Source organism: Phreatobacter oligotrophus (assembly GCF_003046185.1).
Taxonomy (GTDB): Bacteria; Pseudomonadota; Alphaproteobacteria; order Rhizobiales; family Phreatobacteraceae; genus Phreatobacter; species Phreatobacter oligotrophus.
Genome location: NZ_PZZL01000003.1, coordinates 436,056 through 461,984 on the forward strand (window position 1 = coordinate 436,056; position 25,929 = coordinate 461,984).

A 25,929-nucleotide genomic window follows, 5' to 3' on the forward strand; every position below is an offset into this window, starting at 1 on the left:
CTTGGAAAATGAAACTGCCATACAAGATTGCACAACTGCCGCGACGTTAACCGTCGTTTCTCGCGTCTTGGGCATCGTCCCGGCATCGAACACCCTCGCCGGGACCACACCCATGATCCTCGCCTTCCTCGACAGGTTCCGCCGCTCCACCGGCGGCAACATCGCCATCACCTTCGGCATCGCCGCCCTGCCGCTGCTCGCCACGGTGGGCGCCGGCGTCGACTATTCCCGCATCTCCCAGCAGCGCACCGAGCTGCAAGCCGAGCTTGATGCCGCCGTTCTGGCGGGCGCCCGCAGTACCGGCACCGAGATCGCGACCGCCTCGAGCTATTTCCGCAGCCAGTCCGGCGTGAGCGGCGCAACCGCCAGCTTCACCGTCAACGGCAGCCAGGTCGCCGGCACCGCGACCGCCACCATTCCCACCACCTTCATGGCAGTGGTCGGCACCCGGTCCGTCGACATCACCGCCACCGCCACGGCGCTGCGCACCCAGACCGCCGGCACGACGACGTCGCTGCCCTGCATCTTCGCCCTTGCGCCGAACACCTCGCAGGCCCTGCTGGTGAACTCGGGCGCCAAGATCAATGCGCCGGACTGCGAGGTCCATGTCCGCTCGACCGCCTCGCCCGCGGCGATCTTCAATGCCGGCACGACGCTGAACCTCAAGACCTTCTGCATCCAGGGCACGAACATCATCAAGAACACGTCGAGCCCGCTGCCGATCCAGACCGGCTGCGCAGCAGCCGTCGACCCTCACGCCGGCAAGCTGCCGACCCCGTCGGTTGGCGCCTGCTCCAATACCAAGCAGGTCTATGATCCGCCGGCCGGGGGCGGCTCGCATACCATGCCGGCCGGTTCGGTCTGGTGCGACCTGACCTTCAACGGCTCGCCGCGCATCGTTTTCCAGCCCGGCCTCCACATCATCAAGGGCCGGATGATCATCAACGCCAACTCGACGATCGAGGGGACCGGCGTCACCTTCTACTTCCCCGACACGAACTCCGAGATCCGCTTCAATGGCGGCATCACCTCGAAGCTGACCGCGCCGACCTCCGGCACCTATGCCAACATCCTGATGTTCGAGCCGAGCACCAGCACGAACACCGTGCAGTACGTGTTCAACTCCTCGGTGAGCGAGGAGATTTCCGGCCTCATCTATCTGCCGCGCCGGGACGTGACGTGGAACTCGACCTCGACCATCAACGGCTCGAAGGTGCAGATCGTCACCAACACGATCATCTTCAACAATCTGGACTGGCGCCTGTCGACCAACACCGCGCTCAACCCGACCACGTCGGGCTCGGTCTCGGTCCGCCTGATCCGCTAGCGCTGGCTAGCGACAGGCCCACGGCAGGAAGGTGCTGGCCATGCCGGCATTCATCGCCCGGACCGTCATCGCATTGGCGAAGTCGGTCTCGCGGCCCGGCCGGGGGCAGATCGACGGCGGTCCCTGGCAGCCGCCGTCGATGAAGGCCGCATGGGCGGACAAAAACTCGGCGCTGAGGCCCTCGCGGCCCCAGCGCCGCAATGCATCCGCCGTCGCCTGCCGGTAGCGCGAGCATTTCTCCGCGGCGAAGGCGGCAGGATCCTGCGCCACGGCCGGGGGTGCGGCCGGAACGGAAAGCAGGAGCGCGGCGAGAAAGCAGCGGGCCAGAGCGGTCATGGGCCCCGCCTTACGCCGGCCGGTTGGGGCCCGCAATGTCAGGCGATGAGCTTCAGCGCCCGGAAGCTCGCATGGCCGGCCCGCCCGACGATGATGTGGTCATGGACGGTGATGCCCAGGGGCCTGGCGATCTCGATGATCTGCTGCGTCATCAGGATGTCCGGCCGCGACGGCGTCGGGTCGCCCGACGGGTGGTTGTGGACGAGGATCACCGCGGTGGCGGAGAGTTCCAGCGCCCGTTTCACCACCTCGCGCGGATAGACCGGCGTGTGATCGATCGTTCCCTCGCCCTGCACCTCGTCGGCGATCAGCGCATTCTTGCGGTCGAGATAGAGCACGCGGAACTGCTCGCGCTCGGAAAAGGCCATGGCGGTGCGGCAATAGTCGATGAGCGCGGTCCAGCTCGACAGGACCGGACGGCCGGCGATCGCCGCCCGGCCGATGCGGAGCGCCGCCGCCTGGACCAGCTTGAGCTCCGTCGCCACCGCGGCGCTGACGCCATCGACCTCCGCGAGCCGCGCCTCCGGCGCCGCCATGACATCGGCGAAGGAGCCGAAGCGCTTCAGCAGCGCCTTGGCCAACGGCTTCACGTCCCGGCGCGGAATGGCGCGGAAGAGGATCAGCTCCAGCAGTTCGTAGTCGGCGAGGGCCTCGGCGCCCGCCTCGCGGAAACGGCTGCGCAGGCGGTCGCGATGGCCATGGAAGTGCGGGACCTCGGCAAATCCCCGGCTCCCTGCCTCCATCGCCTTCGGATCCTCGTCCATCGGCCAGCCCCGCCCCTCTGCACGCGACGGTAGCCGAGCCAGAGGGACACAGCCCTTCGGAGCTTTCCGGATGGCCGCGGGCCTGCCGCCATCCTCCGATTGTCGGACAAGCCCACGCTTGCCCTTCGTCCCGCCGCGGGGGACTGTCCGCCGGACGAGGAGACAGACATGGCGACGTTCAAGGCGGTGGTGGTCACCAAGGGCGACAGCGGCACGACAGCGAGCCTCGGCCGCTTCGACGAGGCCGATCTGATGGAGGGCGACGTCACCGTTCGCGTCTCCCATTCGACCCTCAACTACAAGGACGGCCTCGCGCTCACCGGCAAGGCGCCGGTGGTCCGTCGCTTCCCCATGATCCCCGGCATCGATTTCGCCGGCACGGTCGAGACCTCGACCCATCCCGATTTCAAGCCGGGCGATCAGGTGATTCTCAACGGCTGGGGCACCGGCGAGACCCATCTCGGCGCCTATGCCGAGAAGACCCGCGTCAAGGGCGACTGGCTGGTGCCGCTGCCCGCCGGGCTCTCGCCCGCCGAGGCCATGGCCATCGGCACGGCCGGCTACACCGCCATGCTCTGTATCATGGCCCTGCAGCGCCATGGCATCACCGCCGATCGCGGCCCCATCGTGGTCACCGGCGCTGCCGGCGGCGTCGGTTCGGTGGCGACAGCGCTGCTCGCCCGCGCCGGCTATCACGTCGTCGCTTCGACCGGCCGCCCGCAGGAGGCCGACTATCTGAAATCGCTCGGTGCCGCCGAGATCATCGACCGCGCCGAACTCTCCGCCCCGGGCCGGCCGCTCGGCAAGGAGCGCTGGGCCGGCGGCGTCGATTCCGTCGGTTCGCACACCCTCGCCAATGTCCTGGCCATGACCCGCTATGGCGGCGCGGTCGCCGCCTGCGGCCTCGCCCAGGGCATGGACCTGCCGGCCTCCGTCGCCCCGTTCATCCTGCGCGGCGTCTCGCTGCTCGGCGTCGATTCCGTCATGGCGCCCAAGGCCCTCCGGCTGGAGGCCTGGTCGCGCCTCGCCGCCGAACTGGACCGCGAAGCGTTGGCCCGCATCACCTCGACCATTCCGCTGGAAGGCGTCATCGAGGCTGGTGCCGCGATCCTCGAGGGCCGCATCCGCGGCCGTGTCGTGGTCACGATCGATTGAGTTGCCGGGCCGGAACGGGGAGCGCGAGGGTCGCGTTCCCCGTCCGACACGGATCATGCCCATGCCCCAAGGCGCATCGGCGGCCTCGGCCCGCCTCTTTCTCGTCCCTGCCATCGTCGCGATGGTCGGCCTTGCCCTCGCGCCTCATGCGGCCTTAGGCCAGGCCGGCTATCCGCCGCCGGCGCCCGGCATGGCGCCGCCCTCCTTCGGCAATCCGGCGCAGCAGCATTTCGAGATCCTGCGCCAGCAGGACCAGCAGCGGCGGGATTTCGACGCCTTCCAGGCCAACCAGCAGCGCATCCAGCAGCAGAATCTCGACACGATCCGCCGCCAGCAGCAGCTCCAGCGCCGCGAACGCGATTCGATGCGGCGCGATCAGCTGGAGGCCGAGGCGCGGGCCGCATCCTCCGCCCGCCAGGTCCAGGGGGCGCGGGTGCGCCGTCCGCTCACCGACGAGGAGCGCGCGCGCATCGATCGGGCGACCCGCCGGCCGCCAAGCAGCGTGCCCTCCATCATGATCGAGGACGGGCCGCGCCGCCGCTGATGCGGAGCCTTGTCACATCCTCGTCAGGGCGATGGTATTCGCACCGCAAAAGAGCCATGATCCCTGCGGACCCTGAGCACTCATGTCCCGCACCCGGCTCACCATCTTTTCGGTCGTCTGCGCGCTGATCGGCTGCCTGGCCCTCGGCACGTTCTGGTACAACCGGCCGACCACCGTGACCATCGCCGTCGGACCCGCCGGGTCCGAGGCAGCGAAGCTCGTCGACGCCTTCCGCCTCGGATTGCAGCGGGAGCGCTCAAGCGTCCGCCTGCGTCTCGTCTCCGCCGACACGCCATCCGACAGCGCCGCCAAGCTGGAGCGCGAGGATGTCGACTTCGCCATCGTCCGCACGGATATTTCCTTCCCCGCCTCGGCCCAGGCCGTGGCCGTGTGGCAGCGCAACCCCGTCATCCTTGTTGCGCCGGTGAGCTCCGGCATCCAGCGCTGGACGGACCTGAGCAACCGCACCATCGGCGTGATGGGCCGCGGCATCGGCTTCAACAACCGGCTCATCCAGACGATCCTGCGCGAGCATGGCGTCCAGCCCGCCAGCGTGCGCATCGTCGAGGTGCCGCCCTGGGAGGCGGGCGATGCCATCCGCAACCGGCAGATCGAGGCGATGGTCACCATCGGCCCGACCACCGCCAAGCCGGTGCAGGACGCCATTGCCGGCATCGTCCGCGAGACGCCCGAGGGCGCCGTTAAACTCGTCCCGGTGCGCGAGGCCGACGCGGTGGCCGAGCGCGTGCCCTTCCTCGAGAGCATCGAGGTGGTGGCGGGCTCCTTCGGTTCCAACCCGCCGCGGCCGGCCGACACCTATCCGACCCTCGGCGTCGTCCATTATCTCGTCGCCCGCCGTGGCCTCGACGACGCGGTCGTCGCCGAGTTCACCCAGCAGCTCTTCACCCAGCGACCGGCGCTCGCCATCCAGCACCCGGCCGCCAACCGGCTGGAAGTGCCGGAAACCGAGAAGGGCTCGTCCGTGCAGGTCCACCCCGGCGCGCTCGCCTATCTCACCGGCGAGCAGAAGACCTTCATCGAGAAGTACAGCGACATCCTCTACCTCACGATCTTCGGTCTCTCGCTCGGCGGCTCGGCCCTCGCGGCGGTCGCCGGCTATCTCGGCCTCGGCAAGCGCGAGAAGGATCCCGGCCGCCTGCCGGAGGTCCTGCTGCTGCTGCGCGACGTGCGCGCCACCGATGACAACGAGGTGCTCGACGCCATTGCCGGGCGCGCCGACGACATCTTCGTCGAGGCGGTGGAGGCCTCGAAGCAGCCTGGCTTCGATTCGGCCCAGTTCGCCACGCTCACCCTGGCGCTGGACCGGCTGAACGCCGCCATTGCCGACCGCAGGCGCTCCCTCGCCATGGCCGAGGACGACGCGCCGGCCGAGGAAACCCGGCAGCCCGCACTGCCGGTGGCCGTGGCGGCGGCCGGCGGCTTCCCGCGGGGGTGACGCGCTCGCCCGCGCTCGCTATAGGATCGGCCGCAGCGTTGGAGGAGGACGGTGGTGGCCGCGCCCCGGATGGAACCCCGGACCAGTTCGATCGAGGAAGCCTGCATCGCCAAGGGCATGCGGATGACCGATCAGCGCCGCGTCATCGCCCGCACCATCGAGGCGGCCGACGATCATCCCGATGTCGAGGAACTCTATCGCCGCGCCAGCGCGATCGATCCGAACATCTCGCTGTCCACGGTCTACCGGACGGTGAAGCTCTTCGAGGATTCCGGCATCATCACCCGCCACGCCTTCGGCGATGGCCGCGCCCGCTACGAGACGATCCCCGAATCGCACCACGACCACCTCATCGACCTGCGCTCCGGCCGCGTGGTGGAATTCCAGTCGGAAGAGATCGAGCGGCTGCAGGCCGAGATCGCCCGCAAACTCGGCTACCGCCTCGTCGACCACCGATTGGAACTCTATTGCGTGCCGCTCGATGACGAATCCTGACAAGCCGGGCACCGAATTCGGGCGCGGCGGGCCAACGATCTTCGACACGATCCGTGCCTCGTTCTGGCTGGCGATCCTCATCCTCGCCGCGCTCATCCTTTTGCCGGCGCAGATGATCGCCCACGGCTTCGGCCTCGGCGCCCGCCGCATCATCCCGATGGTCTTTCACCGCGTGGTGCTGCGCGCGGTCGGCGCCCGCGTCACCGTGCGCGGGGAGGCGACGACGCACCGGCCGGCGCTCTTCGTGCCGAACCACGTCTCCTGGCTGGACATCATGGTGCTCGGCGCCTTCGCGCCGGTCTCCTTCGTCGCCAAGTCCGAAATCGCGACATGGCCGGTCTTCGGCTATCTCGCCCGCCTGCAGCGCTCCATTTTCGTTGATCGCGACCGCCGCCAGACCACCTCGCAGACCGCCGAGGAGATGATCGCGCGGATGCGCGAGGGCGAGCCCGTCGTGCTCTTCGCCGAGGGCACCTCGTCCGACGGCAACCGCATCATCCGCTTTCGCCCGGCGCTGATCGGCGCGGCCGAGAGCCTCGCCAAGGCGACCGGCGAGACGGTCTGGATCCAGCCCATCGCGCTGGCCTATCGCCGGCTGAACGGCCTGCCCTCGGGGCGCCAGCACCGGCCGCGCATGGCCTGGGTCGGCGACATCGACATGGTGCCCCACGCCTGGGACCTGCTGAAGGACGGCGCCGTCGACGTCGACCTCATCTTCGGCAACCCGATCCCCTTCGATCCCGCGACGGACCGCAAGGTCATTGCCCAGTTCCTCGAGCAGCGCGTCCGGCAGATGCATTCCGCCGCCCTCACCGGCAAGGACGAGGACCTGCCCGCCATCGCCCGCTGAGGCGCCTCACCCGAGACCCAGCTCGGCGAAGGCCGCGTCGAGCCGCGCCGTCTCGATCGCCATCACATCCGGCACCGTCGTCCAGATGAGCCAGGCCTCCACCGGCACGCCCGGATGGATGCGCGCCAGCAGCGCCCGATAGAGCGCCAGCTGCGCCACATAGGCGGGCGGCACGCCCTCGGCATGGCGCGGTGCGGGATCATTGGTCTTGAAATCGGCGATAATGATCCGCTCCGCCGTCACCACCAGCCGGTCGATCTGCCCGGAGACCGGCCGCCCGCCGATCCGGCCGGCTACCGGAACCTCCGCGCGGCTGCCCGGCCCGAAAAGGGGCGCAAGGCGGGGATCCTCCATCAGCCGCAGCGCCTCGGCGGCATAGCGCTCCTGCTGGTCCGTAGGCAGGTCTGCCTGGGCGCGCAGGAAGCGCTCCGCCGCCGCGGCGCGGCCCTGCGGTGCCACATCGGGCAGCGATTGCAGCAGCCGGTGGATGAGCGTGCCGCGGCGGATCGCGGCCTCGCGATTGGCCGCTGCCTCCGGCGCCATCCGGCGGACGGCTGTCTCCTTGCCGAGGCCCGAGGGCGTGATGGTGCGCAAGGGCAGGGGCACGGGCGGTGCGTCCCGCGTCAGGATCGTCGGCAAGGGCAGGGCCTCGGTCGCCGTGGCAGCGACGGCCTCGCGGATGGCCGGCACGGCCGTGCCGCGCCGCCAGCGCTTCACCGGGCCCTCGCCGTCATCGGCCTCCTCCTCGACGCAATGCGCGCCAAGCGCCGCATCGATCATGTCGTACCAGACGCCGGTCTCTGTCTTGCGCGAGCGGGCGCCACAGATGATGAGGCGGTCAGCGGCGCGAGTCATCGCCACATAGAGCAGCCGCCGGTACTCCTCTTCCTGCGCCGCCCGATGCGCGAGCCGGGCGGTCTCCACCAGCGGCACGTCGGCCTTCGAGCCCGGCGACCAGACGAGCCGCGGCGGCGTACCGACCGGGCTGTTCGGCGGCAGGATCTCGAAGATCTTCGGTTCGTGGCTGGTGCCCGGCTTTCCGGTCGTGTCGGCGAGGAAGACGATGTCGGCCTCGAGGCCCTTGGCGCCGTGCACGGTCATGACGCGCACCTCGTCGCGGCCGAGCTCGAGGTCGCGCTTCACATTGAGCTCGCTCGCGCGCATCCGGCCGAGGAAGCCCCTCAGGGTCGGGATCTCCGACGCTTCGAAAGAGAGCGCCATGGCCATGAACTCGTCGAGCGCATCCGCCGCTTCCGAGCCGAGGCGGGCGAGCATGGCCCGTCGCTTTCGGTCCCGGCCGAGCACGCGGCCATAGAAATCGGCGGGCGAGAGGGTGCGGGCCTCCTCGCGCCACCGCGCGAGCGTCGCCATGGCGGGGTGTTCGTCGGCCACCAGCGCGTCCCAGAGCGAGCCGTCGCGCCCCGAGGCGAGTTCGAGCAGCTCCTCCTCCGAGAGGCCGATGAGCGGGCTTTTCAGCACGGCGGCGAGCGACAGGTCGTCGTCGGGGGTGAGGAGGCAGTCGCCCAGCGCCAGGAGGTCCATCACGGCGATATGCTCGCCGAGCACGAGGCGGTCGGCGCCGGCCACCGGCACGCCCTCGTTCTTCAGCGCGCGGATGATGCTCTCGAACAGCGGTCCGCGGCGCCGCACGAGGATCAGCACGTCGCCGGCGCGGATCGGCCGGTCGCGGTCCGGCAGGCGATGGCCGTCGCGGATCCAGATGCGGACGTGGCGGGCGATGCGCGCGGCGAGCTGCGTGGCGGGATCGCCGAGGCCTGGCGCATCGACCGGTGCGGTCCAGGGCGAGGCCTCTTCGCGCGGCTCCGGGGTGATGGCCGGCCATAGCTCGACGAGGCCGGGGGCCTCGCGGCGTGCCGCCTCATGCACGATGGCGGCGCTATCGTCATAGGACAGGCCCCGCCGGGCGTCGCCATCGCGGAACAGCGTATCCACCGCCTCCAGCACGGCCGAGGTGGAGCGGAAGGAGAAATTGAGGCTGATCCGCGGATTGAAGGGCTGGTTCGCAGCCTCGAACCGGCGGCGGAAGGCCTCGCGCAGTTCGGTGAACTTGCGCGGCTCGGCACCCTGGAACGAATAGATCGACTGCTTCTCGTCGCCGACCACGAAGAGCGTGCGGTTCTGGCCGCGGGCGCCCATCCCGGCGGTGAACTCGGCGATCAGCGCCTCGACGATCTGCCACTGGTCGGGACTGGTGTCCTGCGCCTCGTCGACGAGGACATGGTCGATGCCCTGGTCGAGCTTGTAGAGCACCCAGCCGGCGGCGCCGCCCGCAAAGAGGTCGCGCGTGCGGGCGATGAGATCGGCGAAATCGAGCGCGCCGCGCCGCGCCTTCTCGGCCTCCACCCGCGTCGAAATGGCCTGGGCGAGGGTGAGCAGGGCGGCGGTGCCCTCCTTCAGCCGCGCCGCCTTGCGCCGGGCGCGCAGGTCGGCGATGCGCGCCTGCTCGCGGTCGAGCGCTTCGGCGAGGGAGGCGAGCTTAGCCCTGGCGGCCTTGGTGAGGAGCGTCTTGCGGGGGGTGCCTTCAGCCGTGAGGAAGATGCCTTCATAGGTTTCGGCGCGCGTTGCCGCGTTTGCCGAAGCGGTGCGAAACTTGGCGGCCAACTTCACCTCCGTCTCGGCGGTAGAGGCAGCGAGCAGCGCCTCCGCCACCGACGGCCATTCGCTCAGCGGCGGATCGGCCTCGTCCACGATGGCGGCAGCGAGCGCCGCCTCGGTCTCGTGCGGCAGGACCCCCAGCATGTCGCCGAGACCGGCCATGGCCGCATCGAGCCCGCCGCGCGTGGCAACGTCGCGCTCCATGGCCTCGCGCGCAGCCAGAGCCTCGCCGAGAAGCGAATCCACCGTCGAATCCGCGGCGATGGTCGAGAGATAGGCCAGCGCCCGGCCCATGGGGCCATCGGGATCGGCGGCGGCCTCCAGCAGCACTTCGAGCTTTGCCCGCTGCACGAGATCGGCATGGGCGGTCTCGTCCAGCACCTGGAACTGCGAGGCGACATTGGCCTCGAAGGGGAACTGGTGCAGCACGCGCTCGCAGAAGGCGTGGATGGTCTGCACCTTGAGGCCGCCCGGCGTCTCCAGCGCCTCGGCGAAGAGCCGCCGCGCCCGCGCGAGCTCGGCCGTGCCGTGATGCTGGCCGTCGAGCTCGTGCAGCGTCTGGCCCAGCGTCGCGTCGTCCATCAGCGCCCAGCGCCCGAGCAGCTCGAAGACGCGGTTCGCCATGGTCGCCGCCGCGGCCTTGGTGAAGGTGAGGCAGAGGATCGCGCCGGGCTTGGTGCCGGCCAGCATCAGCCGCACGACCCGGCGCGCCAGCACGAAGGTCTTGCCCGAGCCGGCATTGGCCGAGACCCAGGCGGAATGGGCGGGATCGGAGGCGGCACGCTGGGCGAGGACCGCTTCCGGCGGGGCGACGAGGGATCGGCTCATGAGTCCTCTCCCCCGGCGGCGCCGGTCGACCATTCCTTGACCCGGGCGAGATGGGCGTAGTCGCCGGAGCGTCCGCCGACATATTGCGGCATGGCCCAGGAGAGATAGCCGCGGCGCTCGTCCTCGTAAGCCGCGATCAGATCGCGCAGGCCGTCCAGCGTCTCGGCGATCAGCGTCTCGGCATTGGTGTCGAGCTTCACCGTCGCAAACTCGCCGGCCGGGTCCCGCCCGCCGAGCTTGGCATAGACCAGACCGGTGACGGTGAGGCCAGCCGGGATCTCGGCGAAGCCGCCGGCCTTCAGCACCGCGCCTTCCAGCGCCAGCTGCGGTGCAAGGCCGGACTTGACCTGCTTGTCTGTGGGCGGCGAGCCCGTCTTGTAGTCCACGATCTCCGCCGTCCCGGTCTCGGTCACGTCGATCCGGTCGGCCTTGGTGGTGAGGCGGAACACCCGGCCCGCCGGCGTCGGAAATTCAAGGAAGCCTTCGCGCTCGGCATGGGTGGCGACGAAACGCCGGCGGCGGTCGGCATCGGCCCCGGCGAACCAGGCCGCGATCCTCAGATAGCGCGGCCACCAGACCGCGCGCACCGACGGGTCGTCCCAATAGGGCTCGAAGGCGGCGCGGCCGAGCTCGACCAGCCGTCCGACCGGATCGGCGACGGGCCCGCGCGAGGCCTCCTTGGTGAAGGCGTCGAGCGCGCCGTGAATGACGATGCCGCGCTCGATGGCGCCCGGCACCTGGTCGAGCGCCTCGAGCGGGTTCAGCTTCAGCACATGGCGGGCATAGACCGCATAGGGATCGCGCTGCAGCGTCTCGATCTCGGTGACCGACAGCCGGGTGGGACGCAGCGCCAGCGGCGGCGCGGGGTTCGGCCGAAGGGCCGGCCGGGGCCCACCCTCGGACATGTCGAGCCGCCCGGCGAGATCGACGATGCGCTGGCCGCGGCCGATCAACGATCGCCACCGCTCCGGCCCGAGCACGGCGGCAAGCCGCTGCATCCAGCGCGACGGCACGGTCGGCACGCCGCCCGCCTTGGTGGCGCGGGTCAGCACCACCTGCGGCTGGCCGATGAGCTGGCAGAAATCGTGGGCCGCGAGCCCGACGCGCCGCTCCGGCGGATCGATGCCGAAACTGGCGCGCATGGCGCGGTTCAGCCAGGGGTCGAGCTTCGCCTCGCCCGGCCAGGAGCCCTCGACGAGACCGGCCATGACGACGCAGTCGACGGCGAGTAGGCGCGCCTCGACGAGGCCGAGGATGCGGATGCGCGCGCCGGGATTGCCCGGCAGGCGCACCGTTTCCGTCTGCATCAGCGCGTCGAGGGCGGCGGGATAATCGGCGGCCCGCAGCGTGAAGGCCGCTGCCGCCGCGGACCCGGCAAGCCGCTTGAGGAGATCGGCCACGGCCTCCGCGCCGGTGGCGGAGGCATCGAGACCGAGAGCTTCCAGCACGGCGAGATGGGCGGCGGCAAGGCGCGCCAGCGGCGCCTCGCCCTCCATGGCGGCCAGCGGCGCGAGCGCGGCGATGGTCGCGCCGAGCAGCGCACGGCCTCCCGCCAGCGCGTCCTCGGTGACCCGGCTCGCCGGCCGCTCGGGCCGCGACCGGCCGCTCGGCAGGGCCTCGTCGAGAATGCCGAGGAAGCCCGCGAGCCCGCCCGGCGGGCGAAGGCCGCGCAGCGCCTTGAGCTCGATGGCGGCGATGGCGGCATCGCGCGCCGCTGCCGCGCCCTCGACCCTGTGAAGCCCGACGGCCGGATGGTCGAGCAAGGCCAGCAGGTCGGCCGGCGCCGGCTCCTGCAGGGCCAGCGCTGCCGAAAGCCGCGCCACCGTCGCCCCAGCCGTGCCGGTCAGCGGCCGGCCGCCGGAATCATCGACCGCGACATTCCAGCGCCCGAGCTCGGCCATGACGCGGCGGGCAAGCTCGCGGTCCGGCGTGACGAGGGCGGCCTCACGCGCGGGGTCTTCCGCCACCTCGCGCAGGACGATGGCGATGGCGAGGGCCTCCTCGCGCTCGTTCGACGCCTCGATCACGGTGATGTCGTCGAGCGCCGCATCGGCAATGGCGATGCCGCCTGCCGCCCAGCGGTCAGTGGTCGCCGCCGGCCGCATCGCCTCCGACACGAGCGCCTCCCGGCCATGGGGCGCGGGCGGCGTTAGCACCGTGACGGAGTCCCGGTCGATGCCGACATGGGTGATGAGCCGCTTCAGGCCGAACTGCGGATGGGCGTGGGATGCGGCGCCCCCCTCGGCATCGATCGCCTCCCAGCCGGCCGCGTCGAGATCCATGTCGAGGCCGGGCAGCACCAGGGCCCCGCGCGGATGATGGGCGACGGTGCGCAGCAGGTCGCGGGTTGCGAGGATCGAGCCTGTGGAACCGGCGGCGATGATCGGGCCGGGCAGGGTTGCGAGGCGCGCGGCCTCGGCCGCGATCATCCGGTCGCGGCGGATGGCGGGTTCCTCCAGCCCCTTCTCGGCGAGATGGGCCGGCCAGGCCTCCCGGGCGATGCGCAGGAACTCCGCCGTCATCCGCCAGAACGGGTCGAGGGAGGAATCCACGATGGTGTCGAGCTGTGCCCACGGCACCCGCTCGGTGGCGACCTGGTCCATCAGCCGCATGAGGTCGGCGGCCAGCGCCAGGGCATCGGCAGTGCCGGTGGAGACGATCAGTGGGTCATCGGGCTGCAGCCTGAGGATCGCCTTGTCGACGCTTGCCGCCCAGTGCCGCACGAGGGTGGCCAGCGTCAGCCGGCGGTCCATGGCCGGCACTTCCGGGCCGATGGCATCGAGGCCGAGCGCGTCCAGCGGCATTGGGTCGGCAAAGGCCCATTCCTCCTCGTCCACATCGCCGATCGGGGCGATGCGCGGCAGCAGCACCGCGCCCTCCGTCGCCAGCTCGGCGAAGATGTCGCGCATGGCCCGGCAGGCCCGTCGGTTCGGCAGCAGGATGGTCCCGGCGGCGAGCGACAGCGGGTCCGCGCGGTCGGGCCAGCCGGGAATGACCTCGCCGGCGAGGATCGCCTCGGCCAGCACCTTCAGATGCGGGCGGGAGGCGGGAATGGTCAGGACGCGGGGGTGAGTCGGCATGTCCTAGTCGTGCCCCGGCGCAGGGCCTGCGACAAGTTCGCCACTGCACAGGAACGCAGCATTGCTGACATTTGTCTGGTCGGTGATACCACGACACTGCCCAAAGCCTGTTCAAAGGCAGCGCATATCTTCGTCTCGACAGATGTTGCACTGCAACTAGCCTCTCCGGGTCCTCGAGCCGGAGTTTTCCCATGACGATTGATCGCATCGACCGCCGCGACCTCATGAAGGGTCTCGCGGCCGCCTCGGGTCTCGCCATGCTGCCCGCGGGCGCCGCGCAAGCCCAGGAAAAGGTCATCCGCTACGGCATCTCCATGGCGGACATTCCCCAGACCACCGGCCAGCCCGACCGCGGCGCCGGCGGCTACCAGTTCACCGGCCACACCCTCTACGACCCGCTGGTCGCCTGGGAGATGAATGTCGCCGACCGCCCCGGCAAGCTCGTGCCCGGCCTCGCCACCAGCTGGGCCACCGATCCCGCCGACAAGAAGAAGTGGGTCTTCAAGCTGCGCGACGGGGTCAAGTTCCATGACGGCTCCGCCTTCGACGCCGACGCGGTGATCTGGAACTTCGAGAAGGTCCTCAACAACCAGGCGCCGCATTTCGACCAGCGCCAGTCCTCGCAGGTCCGCGCGCGCCTGCCCTCGGTCGCCAGCTACCGCAAGGTCGACGCCATGACGGTGGAGGTCACCACCCGCACGGTCGACGCCTTCTTCCCCTACCAGATGCTCTGGTTCCTCGTCTCCAGCCCGGCCCAATTCGAGAAGGTCGGCCGCGACTGGCAGAAGTTTGCGCTCCAGCCCTCGGGCACCGGCCCGTTCCGCCTCGCCCGCCTTCAGCCGCGCGAATTCGCCGAGCTCGTCCGCAATCCCGACTACTGGGACAAGAGCCGCATCGCCAAGGCGGACCGCATCGTCCTGTCCTGCCTGCCGGAGCCGATCACCCGCACCAACGCCATGCTGGCGGGCACCGTCGACTTCATCGAGGCGCCCGCCCCCGACGTAATGCCACGCCTTCGGCAGGCCGGCTTCCGGCTGATCGACAACGTCACGCCGCATGTGTGGAACTATCACCTGTCGACCCTGCCGGGCTCGCCCTGGACCGACATCCGCACCCGCCGCGCGGCGAACCTCGCCATCGACCGCGCCTCGGTGGTGGAGCTGATGGGCGGCCTCGCCAAGCCCGCCTATGGCCAGGTGGACCGCACCAATCCGTGGTTCGGCAAGCCGAGCTTCGAGATCAAGTATGACGTGGACGGCGCCCGCAAGCTGATGACGGAAGCCGGCTACTCGCGCTCGAACCCGCTGAAGACGCAGTTCATCATCGCCTCGTCGGGCTCGGGGCAGATGCTGTCGCTGCCGATCAACGAGCTCTGCCAGCAGATGTTCAAGGAGGCCTTCATCGAGGTCGACTTCCGCGTCGTCGAGCTGGAGCCGCTCTACCAGGCCTGGCGCCAGGGCGCGGCGCACGAGTCCCTGCGCGGCATCACCGCCAACAACGTCGCCTATCTCACCTCCGACCCGCTCTACGCCTTCATCCGCTTCTTCCATTCGGGCCAGATCGCGCCGGTCGGCGTGAACTGGGGCCACTACAAGAACCCCGACGTGGACAAGCTGATCGACGACGCGCTGGCGACCACGGTCGAGAGCGAGCAGAACGCCCTGATGGCCAAGGTCCACGAGAAGGTCGTCGACGACGCCCTGCTCGTCTGGGTCGTCCACGACACCAACCCGCATGTCGCGAACCCCAAGGTGTCGAGCTACACCCAGGCCCAGCACTGGTTCCAGGACCTGACGACGCTGGGGTGAGACGAAGCCAGAGTTGTTCCCGCCACGGGAACATGCTAGGGTTTCCCCATGCGGATCATTGCGCGCAGCACCCTTGTGGCGTTCGCCGATCGGCCTCCGCCGACGGCGGCGTCAGTGGACCATTGGCAGCGGATGGTCAGAAGGGCGAACTGGGCCACCCCGCAGGAGGTTCAGGCGGCCTTTTCCAAAGCCAAAGTGCTGAGCGGCGACCGGGTCCGCTTCGAGGTGAGCGGCGGCGACTTCCGACTGGTCGTCGCCTTTCGTTTCGACCTGCAGATCGCCTTCGTGAAGTTCATCGGCTCGCATGCCGAATATGACCGGATCGATGCGCTCACCGTGTCGCAGTATTAGGAGGCTGCCGTGGATCTTCGACCCATCAGGACCGACGAGGACCACCGCCGCGCGCTCGGCGAGATCGAACGGCTGTGGGATGCTGTGCCGGGTTCGGTGGAGGCCGACCGGCTCGATATCCTCACGACACTTGTCGAACGCTACGAGGAGGCGCGCCATCCTTTGCGGGCCGCCGATCCGGTCGAGACGATCAAGGCCCACATGGCTTGGACCGGGCGGAACCAGGCAGACCTCGCCGCCCTCCTCGGATCGCGTGCCAGGGCCTCCGAGATCCTCTCGCGCAAGCGCACCCTCACCATGGACATGGTCCGCAAGCTGACCAAGGTCTGGGGAATTCCGGCGGAGCCGCTGATCGAGCCCTACGCGCCTGTTGCGGCCGCCTCCTGATCATAGCCACACGACATCGCGGTCTCGCCCTGCGCGCCGAATGGCCTATGGAACCCGGCGCCGCCTGCACCGCATGCCCGCGATAAACCCGGGCATGACGGGCGGTGTGACGACCAGACGATGAGGGACCTGTGGCCCTCTCACGCCGGCGGCGTATAGCCCTTCGGCAGGCGCGCACGCTCGATCTGGGCGATGTCGCAGGCGACGTCCACCATGGCCGAGAAGTCGTTCTGCCCGTAGCCGCGGGCGCGGGCCTGCGAGAAGGCCTCGCGGGCCGCCGCCGCCACTGGGACCGGTACCCGGGCGGCGTTGGCCGCCTGGACGATCAGCGTCAGGTCCTTGTGGGCGAGGTCGATGGAGAAGCCCGGCTCCGTGTCCCCGGCCAGCACCTTGTTCGGCCAGTTGACCTTGAGCTGGCCGTTGGTCGCCGTCGTGCCGTAGAGCACGTCCAGCGTCTTGCCGAGATCCAGCCCGAAGCGCTGCGACAGCGACAGGGCCTCGGCATTGAGCTGGCAGAGGATGATGGCGAGGTAATTGTTGACCAGCTTCATCCGCGTGCCTGCGCCCGGCCCGCCGGAATGGTGGATCGTCGTGCCCATGGCCTGCAGCAGCGGCAGGGCGCGCTGGTAGTCGGCGTCATCGGCGCCGACCATGAACAGGCTCTGGCCGCGATCGGCATGCCAGGCGAGGCGGCCGACCGGTGCGTCGACGGCCGTCATGCCGCGCCGCCGCGTCTCCTCGTGGAGGCGGTCGGTGGTCTCCGGATCGATGGTCGACATGTCGAGGATCATCGTACCGGGCCTGGCATGGTCGAGGATGCCGCCGGGGGCGAGCACGACCTCCGCCACCTCCTTGCCGGTCGGCAGCATGGTGACCACGATGTCGCAGGCAGCGGCGATCTCGGCCGGCGTGCCGCGCTTTGCCCCCAGCGCCTCGAGCGCCGTCATCGGCGCCTCGACGACGTCATGGACCATGAGCGAGAAGCCCTTGGTCTGCAGGTTCGAGGCCATGCCCCGCCCCATCTTGCCCAGTCCGACGAAACCGATGGTCATGCCTGTCCTCCCCGTGGTCCTCTTGTGTCGGGCGGGGGCTGGCGTCATGGTCCGGCCCTCGCGAAGGACGGGGAGCCTATCCAGCCCATGAATGCCATGCACCCCCAGGCCGCGCATGCCTCGCCCGCCGGCTGGCCGATGGACATCTTTGCCGCCCTGAAGGCCGCGCATGTCCGGCAGGTCACCTATGTGCCGGACGGCGGCCATGCCCAGCTGATCCGTGCCGTCCATGACGATGCCGGCATGGTCGCCATTCCGCTCACCACGGAAGAGGAGGGCGTGGCGCTGGTCTCCGGCGCCTGGCTCGGCGGCGACCGCGCCTGCCTGCTCATGCAGTCCTCCGGCGTCGGCAACTGCGTGAACATGCTGTCGCTGGTGCGCAACATGGGCGGCCCCTTCCTCACCTTCGTGACGATGCGGGGCGAGTATGGCGAGTTCAATCCGTGGCAGGTGCCGATGGGCACCGGCACGCCCGACGCCTTCCGCCTGATGGGCGTGCATGTCATGCGCGCCGATACGCCCGACGCGGTCGGCCCGACGGCGGCTGCCGCCGCGCGGATGGCCTATGAGGGCGGCAATGCCGTCGCCGTGCTGCTCGGCCAGCAGCTCATCGGTGCCAAGGTCTTCGTGAAATGAGCGCGACCCCCGCCCGCCTCGACCGCCGCGCTGTCGTTGCCCGCCTTCTGCAGGACCGCGGCGACGCCATCGTCGTCACCGGCCTCGGCTCCCCGACCTATGACGTCGCGGCTTGCGGCGACCATGACCGCAACGTCTATCTCTGGGGCGCCATGGGCGGCTGCGCCGTGATGGCGCTCGGCATCGCGCTCGCCCGGCCCGATACGCCGGTCATCGCCGTCACCGGCGACGGCGAGATGCTGATGGGCCTCGGCTCCTTCGCCACCATCGCCGTCCAGGCGCCGAAGAACCTCACCGTCGTCGTCCTCGACAACAGCCTCTATGGCGAGACTGGCGGCCAGGCGAGCCACAGCGTGGTCACCGACATCGCCGCCGTCGCGGCCGCCACCGGCATCCAGGATGCCCGCGCCATCGCCGAGATCGGCGATGTCGAGGCGCTGGCGGGCCGCGCTACCTCGCTTGGCAACGGCCCCTGTGTCGCGGTGGTGAAGATCGACCAGGCCGAGCGCGAGCGCGTGCTGCCGACCCGCGACGGCCATGCCATCCGCGTCCGCGTGCGGCAGGCCCTCGGCCTGTCGATCGACTGATGTTCACGGCCGAAGAGCTCGAGCGCTACGCCCGCCACATCGTCCTGCGCGAGGTAGGCGGCCCTGGCCAGCAGCGGCTGAAGGCGGCGAAAGTGCTCGTCATCGGCGCCGGTGGACTGGGCGCGCCCCTGCTGCTCTATCTTGCGGCGGCGGGCGTCGGCACGATCGGCATCGTCGACGACGACGCGGTGGCGCTGTCGAACCTGCAGCGCCAGGTCATCCATCGCAGCGAGGATGTCGGAATCCTCAAGACCGAGAGCGCGGCCAATGCGATCCGCCGGCTCAACCCGCATGTCGAGGTCGTCTCCCATGTCGCGCGGCTGACGCCGGACAATGCGCCGGACCTCCTCGGGCCTTATGACATCGTCGCCGACGGCTCCGACAATTTCGCCACCCGCTATGCCGTCTCCGACGCCTGCTTTCATGCCGGCAAGCCGCTGGTGACCGCCGCGGTCGGCACCTTCGACGCCACGCTGACGACGCTGCGTCCGCACGAGTCCGGGCCCGATGGTCGCCCGAACCCGACCTATCGCTGCCTGTTCCCGGACGCGCCGCCGCCGGGCACCGTGCCCTCCTGCCAGGAGGCCGGCATCCTCGGCGCGCTCACCGGCATTGTCGGCTCGATGATGGCGCTGGAAGTGATCCGCGAGATCACCGGCTTCGGCGAGGGGCTCGTCGGCCGTCTGTTGATGATCGACACGCGCGCCATGCGCTTCGAGACGGTCCGCTACCGCTGGGACCCGGACAACCCGCTGAACGGTACGTCGGCGCGCTGAGGTTTGGAGCACGACCCCACCGCGTCATGCCCGCCCTTGTGGCGCGCAACCACGCCTTTGACACGGCTCATGGAGATGAAGTCGTGGATGCCCGGGACAAGCCCGGGCATGACGGTTGAAGCTGGGATGCCGGCCGGCGCGCTCCGGCTCAGAGCATGCTCGGCAGCACGCGATCCGGCGGCTTGTGGCCGTCCATGAAGGTCTTGATGTTGACGATGACCTTGTCGCCCATGTCGACGCGGCCCTCGACGGTGGCCGAGCCCATATGGGGCAGCAGCACGACCTTGCCGGCCTTGGCGAGCTTCAAGAGGCGCGGGTTCACCGCCGGCTCGTGCTCGAACACGTCGAGGCCGGCGCCCGCCAGCTCGCCCGCCTCGATCATCCGCGTCAGCGCCACCTCGTCGATGATCTCGCCGCGGGCGGTGTTGACGATATAGGCGTCCTTCTTGAGGAGCTTCAGCCGCCGCGCCGAGAGCAGGTGATAGGTCGCCGGCGTGTGCGGGCAGTTCACCGAGACGATGTCCATGCGGGCGAGCATCTGGTCGAGGCTCTCCCAATAGGTCGCGTCCAGCCCCTGCTCGAGCTTCTCCGGCAGGCGACGACGGTTGTGATAGTGGATCTGCATGCCGAAGGCGGCAGCGCGGCGCGCCAGCGCCTGGCCGATCCGGCCCATGCCGACGATGCCGAGGCGCTTGCCGTGGATGCGCTTGCCGAGCATCCAGGTCGGCGACCAGCCGCCCCATTCGCCATGCTCCAGCACCTCGAAGCCCTCGGCGAGGCGGCGCGGCACGGCGAGGATCAGCGCCATGGTCATGTCGGCCGTGTCCTCGGTGAGGACGCCCGGCGTGTTGGTGACGGTGATGCCGCGCTGCACGGCACTCGCCACGTCGATATTGTCGACGCCGTTGCCGAACTGGGCGATGAGCCGCAGCTGCGGGCCGGCCTGGGAGAGCAGCGCCGCGTCGATCTTGTCGGTGACGGTCGGCACGATCACGTCGGCCTCCTTCACCGCAGCGGCGAGTTCGGCCTGGCTCAGCGGCCGGTCGTCGACATTGAGCCGCGTTTCGAACAGCTCGCGCATCCGCGTCTCGACGCTGTCGGGGAGTTTCCTCGTCACGACGACGAGCGGCTTCTTGCGGTTCGCCATGCCCAAACCTCTGAAAAAGCGACACGTCCCGCTGGGGAACACGCGGCCATCAAGCCTGTCTTAACCCTGATGGGGGAGATTGGCCCTGGCGCGACCTCTCTAACAGAAGGGCTGCGCCAGACAAAGTCGTCGGACCGGCCGAAAGCCCCGTCTTTCGAAGGGTCCGCAGGCCTGTCGCAGGGGTTCCGTGCGTACCGGGTGAGTTGCGTCATGCGTTGCTTCCGACCGATTGCGGCCATTGCCGCCCTCGTCCTTGCCGTCGCCACTCCCGCGACGGCCATGGCCGAGGTCACCGGCTCCATCGGCTCGGCGACGCGCCTGCCGGTGCCGCGCTTCGTCAGCCTCAAGTCCGAGCGCGTCAATGCCCGCATGGGCCCGACCCGCGACCATCAGGTGGTCTGGATCTACCAGCGCTCCGGCCTGCCCGTTGAGGTCACCGCCGAGTTCGAGAACTGGCGCCGGATCCGCGACCACGAGGGCACCGAGACCTGGGTCTTCCACTCCATGCTCTCGGGCCGGCGCACCGGCATGGTCATGCCGCGCGGCAACACGAGCGAGCTCATCTCACTGATGAACCGCCCCGCCGGCGACCGCATCGTCGCCCGGCTCGAGCCGCGCGTGCAGGCCTCGGTGAAGAGCTGCAACGGCGCCTGGTGCCGGATCATCGGCCCGGGCTTTGACGGCTGGATCGAGCAGACGCGGCTCTGGGGCGTCTATCCCAACGAAAAGGTCGAGTGACGGCGCGCTTAGCCCTCGCTAGGGTCCGGCAATCCACTGCCGGAGCCGTCATGTCCCTGCCGTCCCGTCTCGACCGCGTCGCCTTCCTTGCGCGCTTCGCCGCCGTCTGGGAGCATTCGCCCTGGATCGCGGAAGGCGCCTTCGATCGCGGCCTCGGGGCCGGGCAGGACACCGCCGAGGGCCTCCACGCCGCGATGGTCCAGATCATGCGCGCCGCCGGCGACGAGGCCAAGATGGCGCTGATCCAGGCCCATCCGGATCTTGCGGGCAAGCTTGCCGCGGCCGGTCGTCTCACCGCCGAATCGACCGGCGAGCAGGCCTCCGCCGGCCTTGATCGCCTCACCGATGCCGAGCGCGCCGACTTCACCCGGCTGAACGAGGCTTACAAGGCGCGCTTCGGCTTTCCCTTCATCCTGGCGGTGAAGGGGAAGACCAAGGACGAGATTCGTGCGGCCTTCGAGGCGCGGCTGAAGAACGATGCCGCGGCCGAGTTCGCCGAGGCGCTGACCCAGATCGAGCGCATCGCGCTGCTGCGGCTGAAGGATCTGCTGCCCTGAGGCGCTGAGTCCTCGAGACAGCGCGAGCCGCATATGGCGCAGGAACCGCTGCCGTCATGCCCGGCCTTGTGCCGGGCATCCACGAATTGTCTTCCCAAGGACGGTGTTCAAGTCGTGGATGGCCGGGACAAGCCCGGCCATGACGCGGAACGGGTGGCGTGAGGGCGGCAGCCGATGAGCGAGCCGCAAGGCTGGCCCTTACCCTCCGATGACCCGCTCGAGCACTTTCCGCGCCCGTGTCTCCACCGGGCTGCGCGCCACGTGCCGGCCGCCCTCGACGACGCGCCGGCCCGACACCCAGACCTCGCGGATCGCGCCCGTCGAGGGCCCGAAGATCCAGGAATCCAGCACGGCATCCCCGCTCCGTCCCGCGAAAGCCATGTGCCCGGCATCCAGCACCACGAGATCCGCCGGCGCCCCGACCGCGATCCCCGCCGCGCCGAGCCCCAGCGCCTGCGCGCCGCCGGCAAGGCAGGCCTCGACCAGCGTCCGTCCCGTGGAGCGGCCGCGATCCGCCATGGCGGTGCGGCGGCGCGTGGCGAAGCGCTGGGCATAGTCGAGCATCGACAGCTCGCCCGTCGCCGAGATCGCCACGTTCGAATCCGTTCCGATGCCGAATCGACCGCTCCGGGTCTTGAAGTCCACGCCGGCGAAGAGCCCGTCGCCGAGATTGGCCTCGGTCACCGGGCACAGGCCGACCACCGCGCCCGCCGTCGCCATCTGCTGGACCTCGGCGGCATCGGCGTGGGTGGCGTGGATGAGGCACCAGCGCTCCGACAACTCCGCCCAGTCGCCGAGCAGGGCAATGGGACGGCGGCCATGGGCGGCGAGGCAATCCTCGACCTCCTTGACCTGTTCGGAGACATGGATGTGGACAGGACCTTGCGGGAAAGCCGCGAGCAGCGCGGTCAGCTCCGCCTCGGTGACGGCCCGCAGCGAATGCGGCGCGATGCCGAAGCCGCCGCGGGCATAGGCCCCCGCCGCCGCCCGGGCGCCCTCGCAGACGCGGCTGAACAGGTCGAGATCGCTGATGAAACGCCGCTGGCCCTCGCCCGGCGGCAGGCCGCCGAAGCCGGAATGGGCGTAGAAGACCGGCAGGATGGTGATGCCGAGGCCCGTCGCCTCCGCTGCGGCGATGCAGCGGCGGGCAAGCTCGGCCGGGTCGGCATAGGGCCGCCCGTCGCGGCCGTGATGGAGGTAGTGGAACTCGCCGACCGTGGTAAAGCCAGCCTCCAGCATCTCGACATAGGCGAGCGCGGCGATGGCCTCGACATCCTCCGGCTCGAGCGCCAGGGCGAAGCGGTACATCCAGTCGCGCCAGGTCCAGAACGAGTCCTCGCCCGTCCCGGCGACCTCGGTCATGCCGGCCATGCCGCGCTGGAAAGCGTGGGAGTGCAGGTTCGGCAGGCCCGGCAGCGCGATGCCGGGAATGCGCCTTGCGCCGGCTTCCGCGCCCTCGCTGATCGCTGTGATTCGCCCGTCCGCGCCGACCGTCACGGTCACGTTGTCGCGCCAGCCCTCGGGCGTCAGCGCCCGGTCCAGATGGAGCTTGTCCATCGCCGTCTCCATGCTACGGTTTTTCGCCTAGCACTGTTGGGCGAGGAATACGACGTGCCGAGAGCATCCCATGCGCGTTGACCGGCTCTTCCGCGACGCGCGGCTTGCCACCATGGCCGGAACCGGCGCGGACCATGGCCTCGGCCTGATCGAGGACGGCATCGTCGCGACCTCCGGCGGCCGCATCGTCTTTGTCGGCCAGCGCGCGGACGCCCCAAGGCTCGATCCCGTGGAGACCATCCGCTGCGACGGCCGCTGGCTGACCCCCGGCCTCATCGATTGCCATACCCACCTCGTCTATGCCGGCAACCGCGCCCACGAATTCGAGCTGCGGCTGAAGGGTGCGAGCTACGAGGAGATCGCCCGGGCGGGCGGTGGCATCGTCTCGACGGTGAAGGCGACCCGCGCCGCCAAGCCCCGCGACCTCGCCGAGGCGACCCTGCCCCGCCTCGACCAGCTGATTGCGGAAGGGGTCACGACGGTCGAGATCAAGTCGGGCTATGGCCTCGACCTCGACACTGAGGAAAAGCAGCTGCAGGTCGCCCGATCGCTTGCCGAGGCGCGGGATGTCGGCGTGGTCACGACCTTCCTCGGCGCCCATGCCCTACCGCCCGAGGCCCATGGCGACAAGGCGGCCTATCTCGAGCTCGTCTGCCACAAGATGATCCCCTCCATCGCCCGCCACGGTCTCGCCGATGCGGTGGACGCCTTCTGCGAGGGCATCGCCTTTTCGCCCGAGGAGACGGCGCGGGTCTTCGCCGCCGCGGCCCGGCATGGCCTGCCGGTGAAGCTCCATGCCGACCAGCTGTCGAACCTCCACGGCGCCAAGCTCGCCGCCGACCATGGCGCGCTCTCGGCCGACCATCTCGAATATACCGACGAGGAGGGCGCCGCGGCCATGGCCAAGGCCGGCACCGTCGCTGTCCTGCTGCCGGGCGCCTTCTATTTCATCCGCGAGACCAAGGTCCCCCCGGTCGAGGCCTTCCGCCGCCACGGCACGGCGATCGCGCTCGCGACCGATTCGAACCCCGGCTCCTCGCCGCTCACCTCGCCGCTCCTCGCCATGAACATGGGCGCGACGCTCTTCCGCCTGACCGTGGCGGAATGCCTGCTCGGCTTCACGCGTCATGCTGCGAAGGCCCTCGGTCGCGACGATATCGGCGTGCTGGAGCCGGGCCGGCGCGCCGACTTGTGCCTCTGGTCGGTGGAACGGCTCGCCGAACTCGTCTATCGGATCGGCTTCAACCCGCTTCACGCCCGCCATCGAGGCGCCTGATGACCGATCTGATCCGCGCCGGGGGCAATGCCCTCGGCCTCTGGCGGCGCGTTGCCGCCGGCGCCACCCCCGCCCTTGATCCGGCCACCGCGCCGGCCATCCAGCGGGGCCATGAGCTCCTCATGGCCAAGGCGCGGGGCAATGACGCGGCCTATGGCGTCAATACCGGCTTCGGCAAGCTCGCCAGCGTCCGCATCCCCGCCGACAAGCTGGCGGAGCTGCAGGTCAACATCGTCCGCTCGCACCAGGCCGGCATCGGCGAGCCGCTGGAGGAGCCCATTGTCCGTCTTGTCCTGGCGCTGAAGGCGGCGAGCCTCGCCCATGGCGCCTCGGGCGTGCAACCGGCGACCGTCGATCTCCTCGTCGCCATGCTGAAGGCCGGAGTCCTGCCGGTGATCCCGGCGCAAGGGTCCGTTGGCGCCTCCGGCGATCTTGCGCCGCTCGCCCATATGGCGGCCGTGCTGATCGGCGAAGGCGAGGCGACCCTCAACGGCGTACGGATGGATGGCGGCGCGGCCCTCGCCAAGGCGGGACTGAAGCCTGTCGTCCTCGGCCCGAAGGAGGGCCTCGCCCTGCTCAACGGCACGCAGGTCTCGACCGCGCTGGCCCTCCACGGCCTCTTTCTCATCGAGAACGCCTTCGCCGCGGCCCTTGTCACCGGTGCGCTCTCCACCGACGCCATTGCCGGCTCGGACACGCCCTTTGACGCGCGCATCCACACGCTGCGCGGCCAGCCCGGCCAGATCGTCGTCGCCGCCGTGCTGCGCGCGCTGATGGAGGGCAGCGAGATCCGCCGCTCGCATCTCGCCGACGATCCGCGCGTGCAGGATCCTTATTCCATCCGCTGCCAGCCGCAGGTGATGGGGGCGGCGCTCGACGTCATCCGCTCGGCGCAGGCCATGCTCCTCGCCGAGGCCAATGGCGTCACCGACAATCCCCTCGTCATGGCCGACAATGGCGACGTGCTGTCGGGCGGCAATTTCCACGCCGAGCCGGTGGCCTTCGCCGCCGACATGCTGGCGCTCGCGGCCTGCGAGGTCGGCAATCTCGCCCAGCGCCGCTGCGCCATGCTGGTCGATCCGGTGCTCTCGGGGCTCCCGGCCTTTCTCGTCCGCGAGCCGGGGCTCAATTCCGGCTTCATGATCGCCGAGGTGGCGAGCGCCGCGCTTGCCTCCGAGAACCGCCAGAAGGCGGCGCCAGCGGTGACCGACACGATACCGACCTCCGCCAACCAGGAGGATCACGTCTCCATGGCCACCCACGGCGCCCGCCGCCTCGGGCCCATGGCCGAGAACCTCTGCCGCATCATAGGCATCGAGGCGCTGATGGCGGCGCAGGGCATCGACATGCGCGCGCCGCTGCGCACCAGCCCTTTGCTGGAAAAGGCCCATGCGGCCATCCGCGCCATCGCCCCGATGCTCGACCGCGACCGGCCGCTCGCCGCCGAGATGGCTGCGGCCTCTGCGCTCGTCGCCGGCGGTGGCCTGACGACGCCCTTCGGGCACGTGGTCGAGCGGTTGTTCGGGGAGGCGTGAGGATGGCGCGCGCCTTGATCGCCCGAGCTTCCTCTTCACCTCTCCCCGGCGGGGAGAGGTCGGCCGAAGGC

At 70.0% G+C, this 25,929-nt stretch carries 22 protein-coding genes and 1 pseudogene; 16 read left to right on the forward strand and 7 right to left on the reverse strand.

Going from position 1 to position 25,929, the window contains the following annotated elements; translation table 11 throughout:
* The first annotated feature begins 112 nt into the window (after positions 1-112).
* Positions 113-1,327, forward strand: coding sequence for a TadE/TadG family type IV pilus assembly protein (locus tag C8P69_RS09200; protein WP_108176306.1), 1,215 nt, complete (start codon positions 113-115; stop codon positions 1,325-1,327).
* A 6-nt stretch (positions 1,328-1,333) separates the two neighbouring features.
* Here C8P69_RS09200 and C8P69_RS09205 read toward each other — a convergent pair whose 3' ends face one another.
* Positions 1,334-1,663: a hypothetical protein gene (locus C8P69_RS09205; protein ID WP_108176308.1), complete on the reverse strand. Its 330-nt coding sequence runs from the start codon at positions 1,661-1,663 to the stop codon at positions 1,334-1,336.
* A gap of 38 nt (positions 1,664-1,701) precedes the next feature.
* A complete protein-coding gene (gene radC, locus C8P69_RS09210; protein WP_108176310.1) occupies positions 1,702-2,427 on the reverse strand; it encodes a RadC family protein in 726 nt (241 codons plus the stop codon).
* A 168-nt stretch (positions 2,428-2,595) separates the two neighbouring features.
* On the opposite strand from radC, the gene acuI reads away from it, so the two are divergent.
* The 5 genes from acuI to olsA all read left to right on the forward strand — a co-directional run bounded on the left by acuI (position 2,596) and on the right by olsA (position 6,927).
* Positions 2,596-3,582, forward strand: coding sequence for an acrylyl-CoA reductase (NADPH) (gene acuI / locus C8P69_RS09215; RefSeq protein ID WP_108176312.1), 987 nt, complete (start codon positions 2,596-2,598; stop codon positions 3,580-3,582).
* Positions 3,583-3,643: 61 nt separating this feature from the next.
* Entirely contained in the window at positions 3,644-4,126 is a 483-nt protein-coding gene (locus C8P69_RS09220; protein ID WP_108176314.1) for a hypothetical protein, read from the forward strand.
* Between the two features lie 82 nt (positions 4,127-4,208).
* Entirely contained in the window at positions 4,209-5,582 is a 1,374-nt protein-coding gene (locus C8P69_RS09225; RefSeq protein ID WP_108176316.1) for a TAXI family TRAP transporter solute-binding subunit, read from the forward strand.
* A 69-nt stretch (positions 5,583-5,651) separates the two neighbouring features.
* Positions 5,652-6,077, forward strand: a complete 426-nt coding sequence (locus C8P69_RS09230) for a Fur family transcriptional regulator (protein WP_108176318.1) — start codon at positions 5,652-5,654, stop codon at positions 6,075-6,077.
* A complete protein-coding gene (gene olsA / locus C8P69_RS09235) occupies positions 6,064-6,927 on the forward strand; it encodes a lyso-ornithine lipid O-acyltransferase (protein WP_245901950.1) in 864 nt (287 codons plus the stop codon). The genes C8P69_RS09230 and olsA overlap by 14 nt, the downstream gene beginning before the upstream one ends.
* A gap of 6 nt (positions 6,928-6,933) precedes the next feature.
* On the opposite strand, the gene addA is transcribed toward olsA, so the two are convergent.
* Together addA and addB are read right to left on the reverse strand one after the other, a co-directional pair.
* Complete coding sequence (gene addA, locus C8P69_RS09240) at positions 6,934-10,371, reverse strand: double-strand break repair helicase AddA (protein ID WP_108176320.1); 3,438 nt, start codon at positions 10,369-10,371, stop codon at positions 6,934-6,936.
* Positions 10,368-13,451, reverse strand: coding sequence for a double-strand break repair protein AddB (gene addB, locus C8P69_RS09245; protein WP_108176322.1), 3,084 nt, complete (start codon positions 13,449-13,451; stop codon positions 10,368-10,370). Before addB ends, addA begins: the two co-directional genes overlap by 4 nt.
* A 191-nt stretch (positions 13,452-13,642) precedes the next feature.
* Between addB and C8P69_RS09250 the strand changes: the two genes are divergently transcribed.
* From C8P69_RS09250 to C8P69_RS09260, 3 genes are read left to right on the forward strand one after another with little or no spacing between them, the layout of a single operon-like run.
* Positions 13,643-15,259: an ABC transporter substrate-binding protein gene (locus C8P69_RS09250; RefSeq protein WP_425440752.1), complete on the forward strand. Its 1,617-nt coding sequence runs from the start codon at positions 13,643-13,645 to the stop codon at positions 15,257-15,259.
* Positions 15,260-15,307: 48 nt separating this feature from the next.
* Positions 15,308-15,610 carry a type II toxin-antitoxin system HigB family toxin gene (locus tag C8P69_RS09255; protein ID WP_108176324.1) on the forward strand — a complete coding sequence of 101 codons (303 nt, stop codon included), beginning with the start codon at positions 15,308-15,310 and terminating at the stop codon, positions 15,608-15,610.
* Between the two features lie 9 nt (positions 15,611-15,619).
* Entirely contained in the window at positions 15,620-15,997 is a 378-nt protein-coding gene (locus tag C8P69_RS09260) for a helix-turn-helix domain-containing protein (RefSeq protein ID WP_108176326.1), read from the forward strand.
* Between the two features lie 140 nt (positions 15,998-16,137).
* Here the strand turns inward: C8P69_RS09260 and C8P69_RS09265 are convergent, their stop codons facing one another.
* Complete coding sequence (locus tag C8P69_RS09265) at positions 16,138-17,256, reverse strand: NAD(P)-dependent oxidoreductase (RefSeq protein ID WP_342750200.1); 1,119 nt, start codon at positions 17,254-17,256, stop codon at positions 16,138-16,140.
* On the opposite strand from C8P69_RS09265, the gene C8P69_RS09270 reads away from it, so the two are divergent.
* From C8P69_RS09270 to C8P69_RS09280, 3 genes are read left to right on the forward strand one after another with little or no spacing between them, the layout of a single operon-like run.
* The gene (locus C8P69_RS09270; protein ID WP_108176574.1) at positions 17,146-17,685 is read left to right on the forward strand and encodes a phosphonopyruvate decarboxylase; all 540 of its coding nucleotides are present in this window, start codon (positions 17,146-17,148) and stop codon (positions 17,683-17,685) included. The two genes, C8P69_RS09265 and C8P69_RS09270, sit on opposite strands and share 111 nt — an antisense overlap.
* Positions 17,682-18,272, forward strand: coding sequence for a thiamine pyrophosphate-dependent enzyme (locus C8P69_RS09275; protein WP_108176330.1), 591 nt, complete (start codon positions 17,682-17,684; stop codon positions 18,270-18,272). The genes C8P69_RS09270 and C8P69_RS09275 overlap by 4 nt, the downstream gene beginning before the upstream one ends.
* On the forward strand, positions 18,272-19,048 hold the full coding sequence (locus C8P69_RS09280) for a HesA/MoeB/ThiF family protein (RefSeq protein ID WP_108176332.1): 777 nt from the start codon (positions 18,272-18,274) through the stop codon (positions 19,046-19,048). The genes C8P69_RS09275 and C8P69_RS09280 overlap by 1 nt, the downstream gene beginning before the upstream one ends.
* 148 nt (positions 19,049-19,196) lie before the next feature.
* Here C8P69_RS09280 and C8P69_RS09285 read toward each other — a convergent pair whose 3' ends face one another.
* Positions 19,197-20,195, reverse strand: coding sequence for a 2-hydroxyacid dehydrogenase (locus C8P69_RS09285; RefSeq protein ID WP_108176334.1), 999 nt, complete (start codon positions 20,193-20,195; stop codon positions 19,197-19,199).
* A gap of 210 nt (positions 20,196-20,405) precedes the next feature.
* Here C8P69_RS09285 and C8P69_RS09290 point away from each other — a divergent pair, with 210 nt between their 5' ends.
* Both C8P69_RS09290 and uraD read left to right on the forward strand, forming a co-directional pair.
* A complete protein-coding gene (locus tag C8P69_RS09290; RefSeq protein ID WP_108176336.1) occupies positions 20,406-20,933 on the forward strand; it encodes an SH3 domain-containing protein in 528 nt (175 codons plus the stop codon).
* 56 nt (positions 20,934-20,989) lie between these two features.
* A pseudogene (gene uraD, locus C8P69_RS09295) lies at positions 20,990-21,490 on the forward strand (2-oxo-4-hydroxy-4-carboxy-5-ureidoimidazoline decarboxylase); the annotation flags it as partial.
* Between the two features lie 198 nt (positions 21,491-21,688).
* On the opposite strand, the gene C8P69_RS09300 reads toward uraD, so the two are convergent.
* Positions 21,689-23,047, reverse strand: coding sequence for a formimidoylglutamate deiminase (locus tag C8P69_RS09300; RefSeq protein WP_108176576.1), 1,359 nt, complete (start codon positions 23,045-23,047; stop codon positions 21,689-21,691).
* 70 nt (positions 23,048-23,117) lie between these two features.
* Between C8P69_RS09300 and hutI the strand changes: the two genes are divergently transcribed.
* Both hutI and hutH read left to right on the forward strand, forming a co-directional pair.
* Complete coding sequence (gene hutI, locus C8P69_RS09305) at positions 23,118-24,323, forward strand: imidazolonepropionase (RefSeq protein WP_108176340.1); 1,206 nt, start codon at positions 23,118-23,120, stop codon at positions 24,321-24,323.
* Positions 24,323-25,858 (forward strand): histidine ammonia-lyase, encoded by a 1,536-nt coding sequence (gene hutH, locus C8P69_RS09310; protein WP_108176342.1) that lies wholly within the window; start codon positions 24,323-24,325, stop codon positions 25,856-25,858. Before hutI ends, hutH begins: the two co-directional genes overlap by 1 nt.
* Positions 25,859-25,929: the final 71 nt, after the last annotated feature.

Bases quoted from the DNA above. Each gene is read 5' to 3' on its own strand.
- C8P69_RS09200 (WP_108176306.1), top strand. From the start codon at position 113: ATGATCCTCGCCTTCCTCGACAGGTTCCGCCGCTCCACCGGCGGCAAC.
- C8P69_RS09205 (WP_108176308.1), bottom strand. From the start codon at position 1,663: ATGACCGCTCTGGCCCGCTGCTTTCTCGCCGCGCTCCTGCTTTCCGTT.
- radC (WP_108176310.1), bottom strand. From the start codon at position 2,427: ATGGACGAGGATCCGAAGGCGATGGAGGCAGGGAGCCGGGGATTTGCC.
- acuI (WP_108176312.1), top strand. From the start codon at position 2,596: ATGGCGACGTTCAAGGCGGTGGTGGTCACCAAGGGCGACAGCGGCACG.
- C8P69_RS09220 (WP_108176314.1), top strand. From the start codon at position 3,644: ATGCCCCAAGGCGCATCGGCGGCCTCGGCCCGCCTCTTTCTCGTCCCT.
- C8P69_RS09225 (WP_108176316.1), top strand. From the start codon at position 4,209: ATGTCCCGCACCCGGCTCACCATCTTTTCGGTCGTCTGCGCGCTGATC.
- C8P69_RS09230 (WP_108176318.1), top strand. From the start codon at position 5,652: ATGGAACCCCGGACCAGTTCGATCGAGGAAGCCTGCATCGCCAAGGGC.
- olsA (WP_245901950.1), top strand. From the start codon at position 6,064: ATGACGAATCCTGACAAGCCGGGCACCGAATTCGGGCGCGGCGGGCCA.
- addA (WP_108176320.1), bottom strand. From the start codon at position 10,371: ATGAGCCGATCCCTCGTCGCCCCGCCGGAAGCGGTCCTCGCCCAGCGT.
- addB (WP_108176322.1), bottom strand. From the start codon at position 13,451: ATGCCGACTCACCCCCGCGTCCTGACCATTCCCGCCTCCCGCCCGCAT.
- C8P69_RS09250 (WP_425440752.1), top strand. From the start codon at position 13,643: ATGACGATTGATCGCATCGACCGCCGCGACCTCATGAAGGGTCTCGCG.
- C8P69_RS09255 (WP_108176324.1), top strand. From the start codon at position 15,308: ATGCGGATCATTGCGCGCAGCACCCTTGTGGCGTTCGCCGATCGGCCT.
- C8P69_RS09270 (WP_108176574.1), top strand. From the start codon at position 17,146: ATGCACCCCCAGGCCGCGCATGCCTCGCCCGCCGGCTGGCCGATGGAC.
- C8P69_RS09265 (WP_342750200.1), bottom strand. From the start codon at position 17,256: ATGGCCGCCGTCCGGCACATAGGTGACCTGCCGGACATGCGCGGCCTT.
- C8P69_RS09275 (WP_108176330.1), top strand. From the start codon at position 17,682: ATGAGCGCGACCCCCGCCCGCCTCGACCGCCGCGCTGTCGTTGCCCGC.
- C8P69_RS09280 (WP_108176332.1), top strand. From the start codon at position 18,272: ATGTTCACGGCCGAAGAGCTCGAGCGCTACGCCCGCCACATCGTCCTG.
- C8P69_RS09285 (WP_108176334.1), bottom strand. From the start codon at position 20,195: ATGGCGAACCGCAAGAAGCCGCTCGTCGTCGTGACGAGGAAACTCCCC.
- C8P69_RS09290 (WP_108176336.1), top strand. From the start codon at position 20,406: ATGCGTTGCTTCCGACCGATTGCGGCCATTGCCGCCCTCGTCCTTGCC.
- C8P69_RS09300 (WP_108176576.1), bottom strand. From the start codon at position 23,047: ATGGACAAGCTCCATCTGGACCGGGCGCTGACGCCCGAGGGCTGGCGC.
- hutI (WP_108176340.1), top strand. From the start codon at position 23,118: ATGCGCGTTGACCGGCTCTTCCGCGACGCGCGGCTTGCCACCATGGCC.
- hutH (WP_108176342.1), top strand. From the start codon at position 24,323: ATGACCGATCTGATCCGCGCCGGGGGCAATGCCCTCGGCCTCTGGCGG.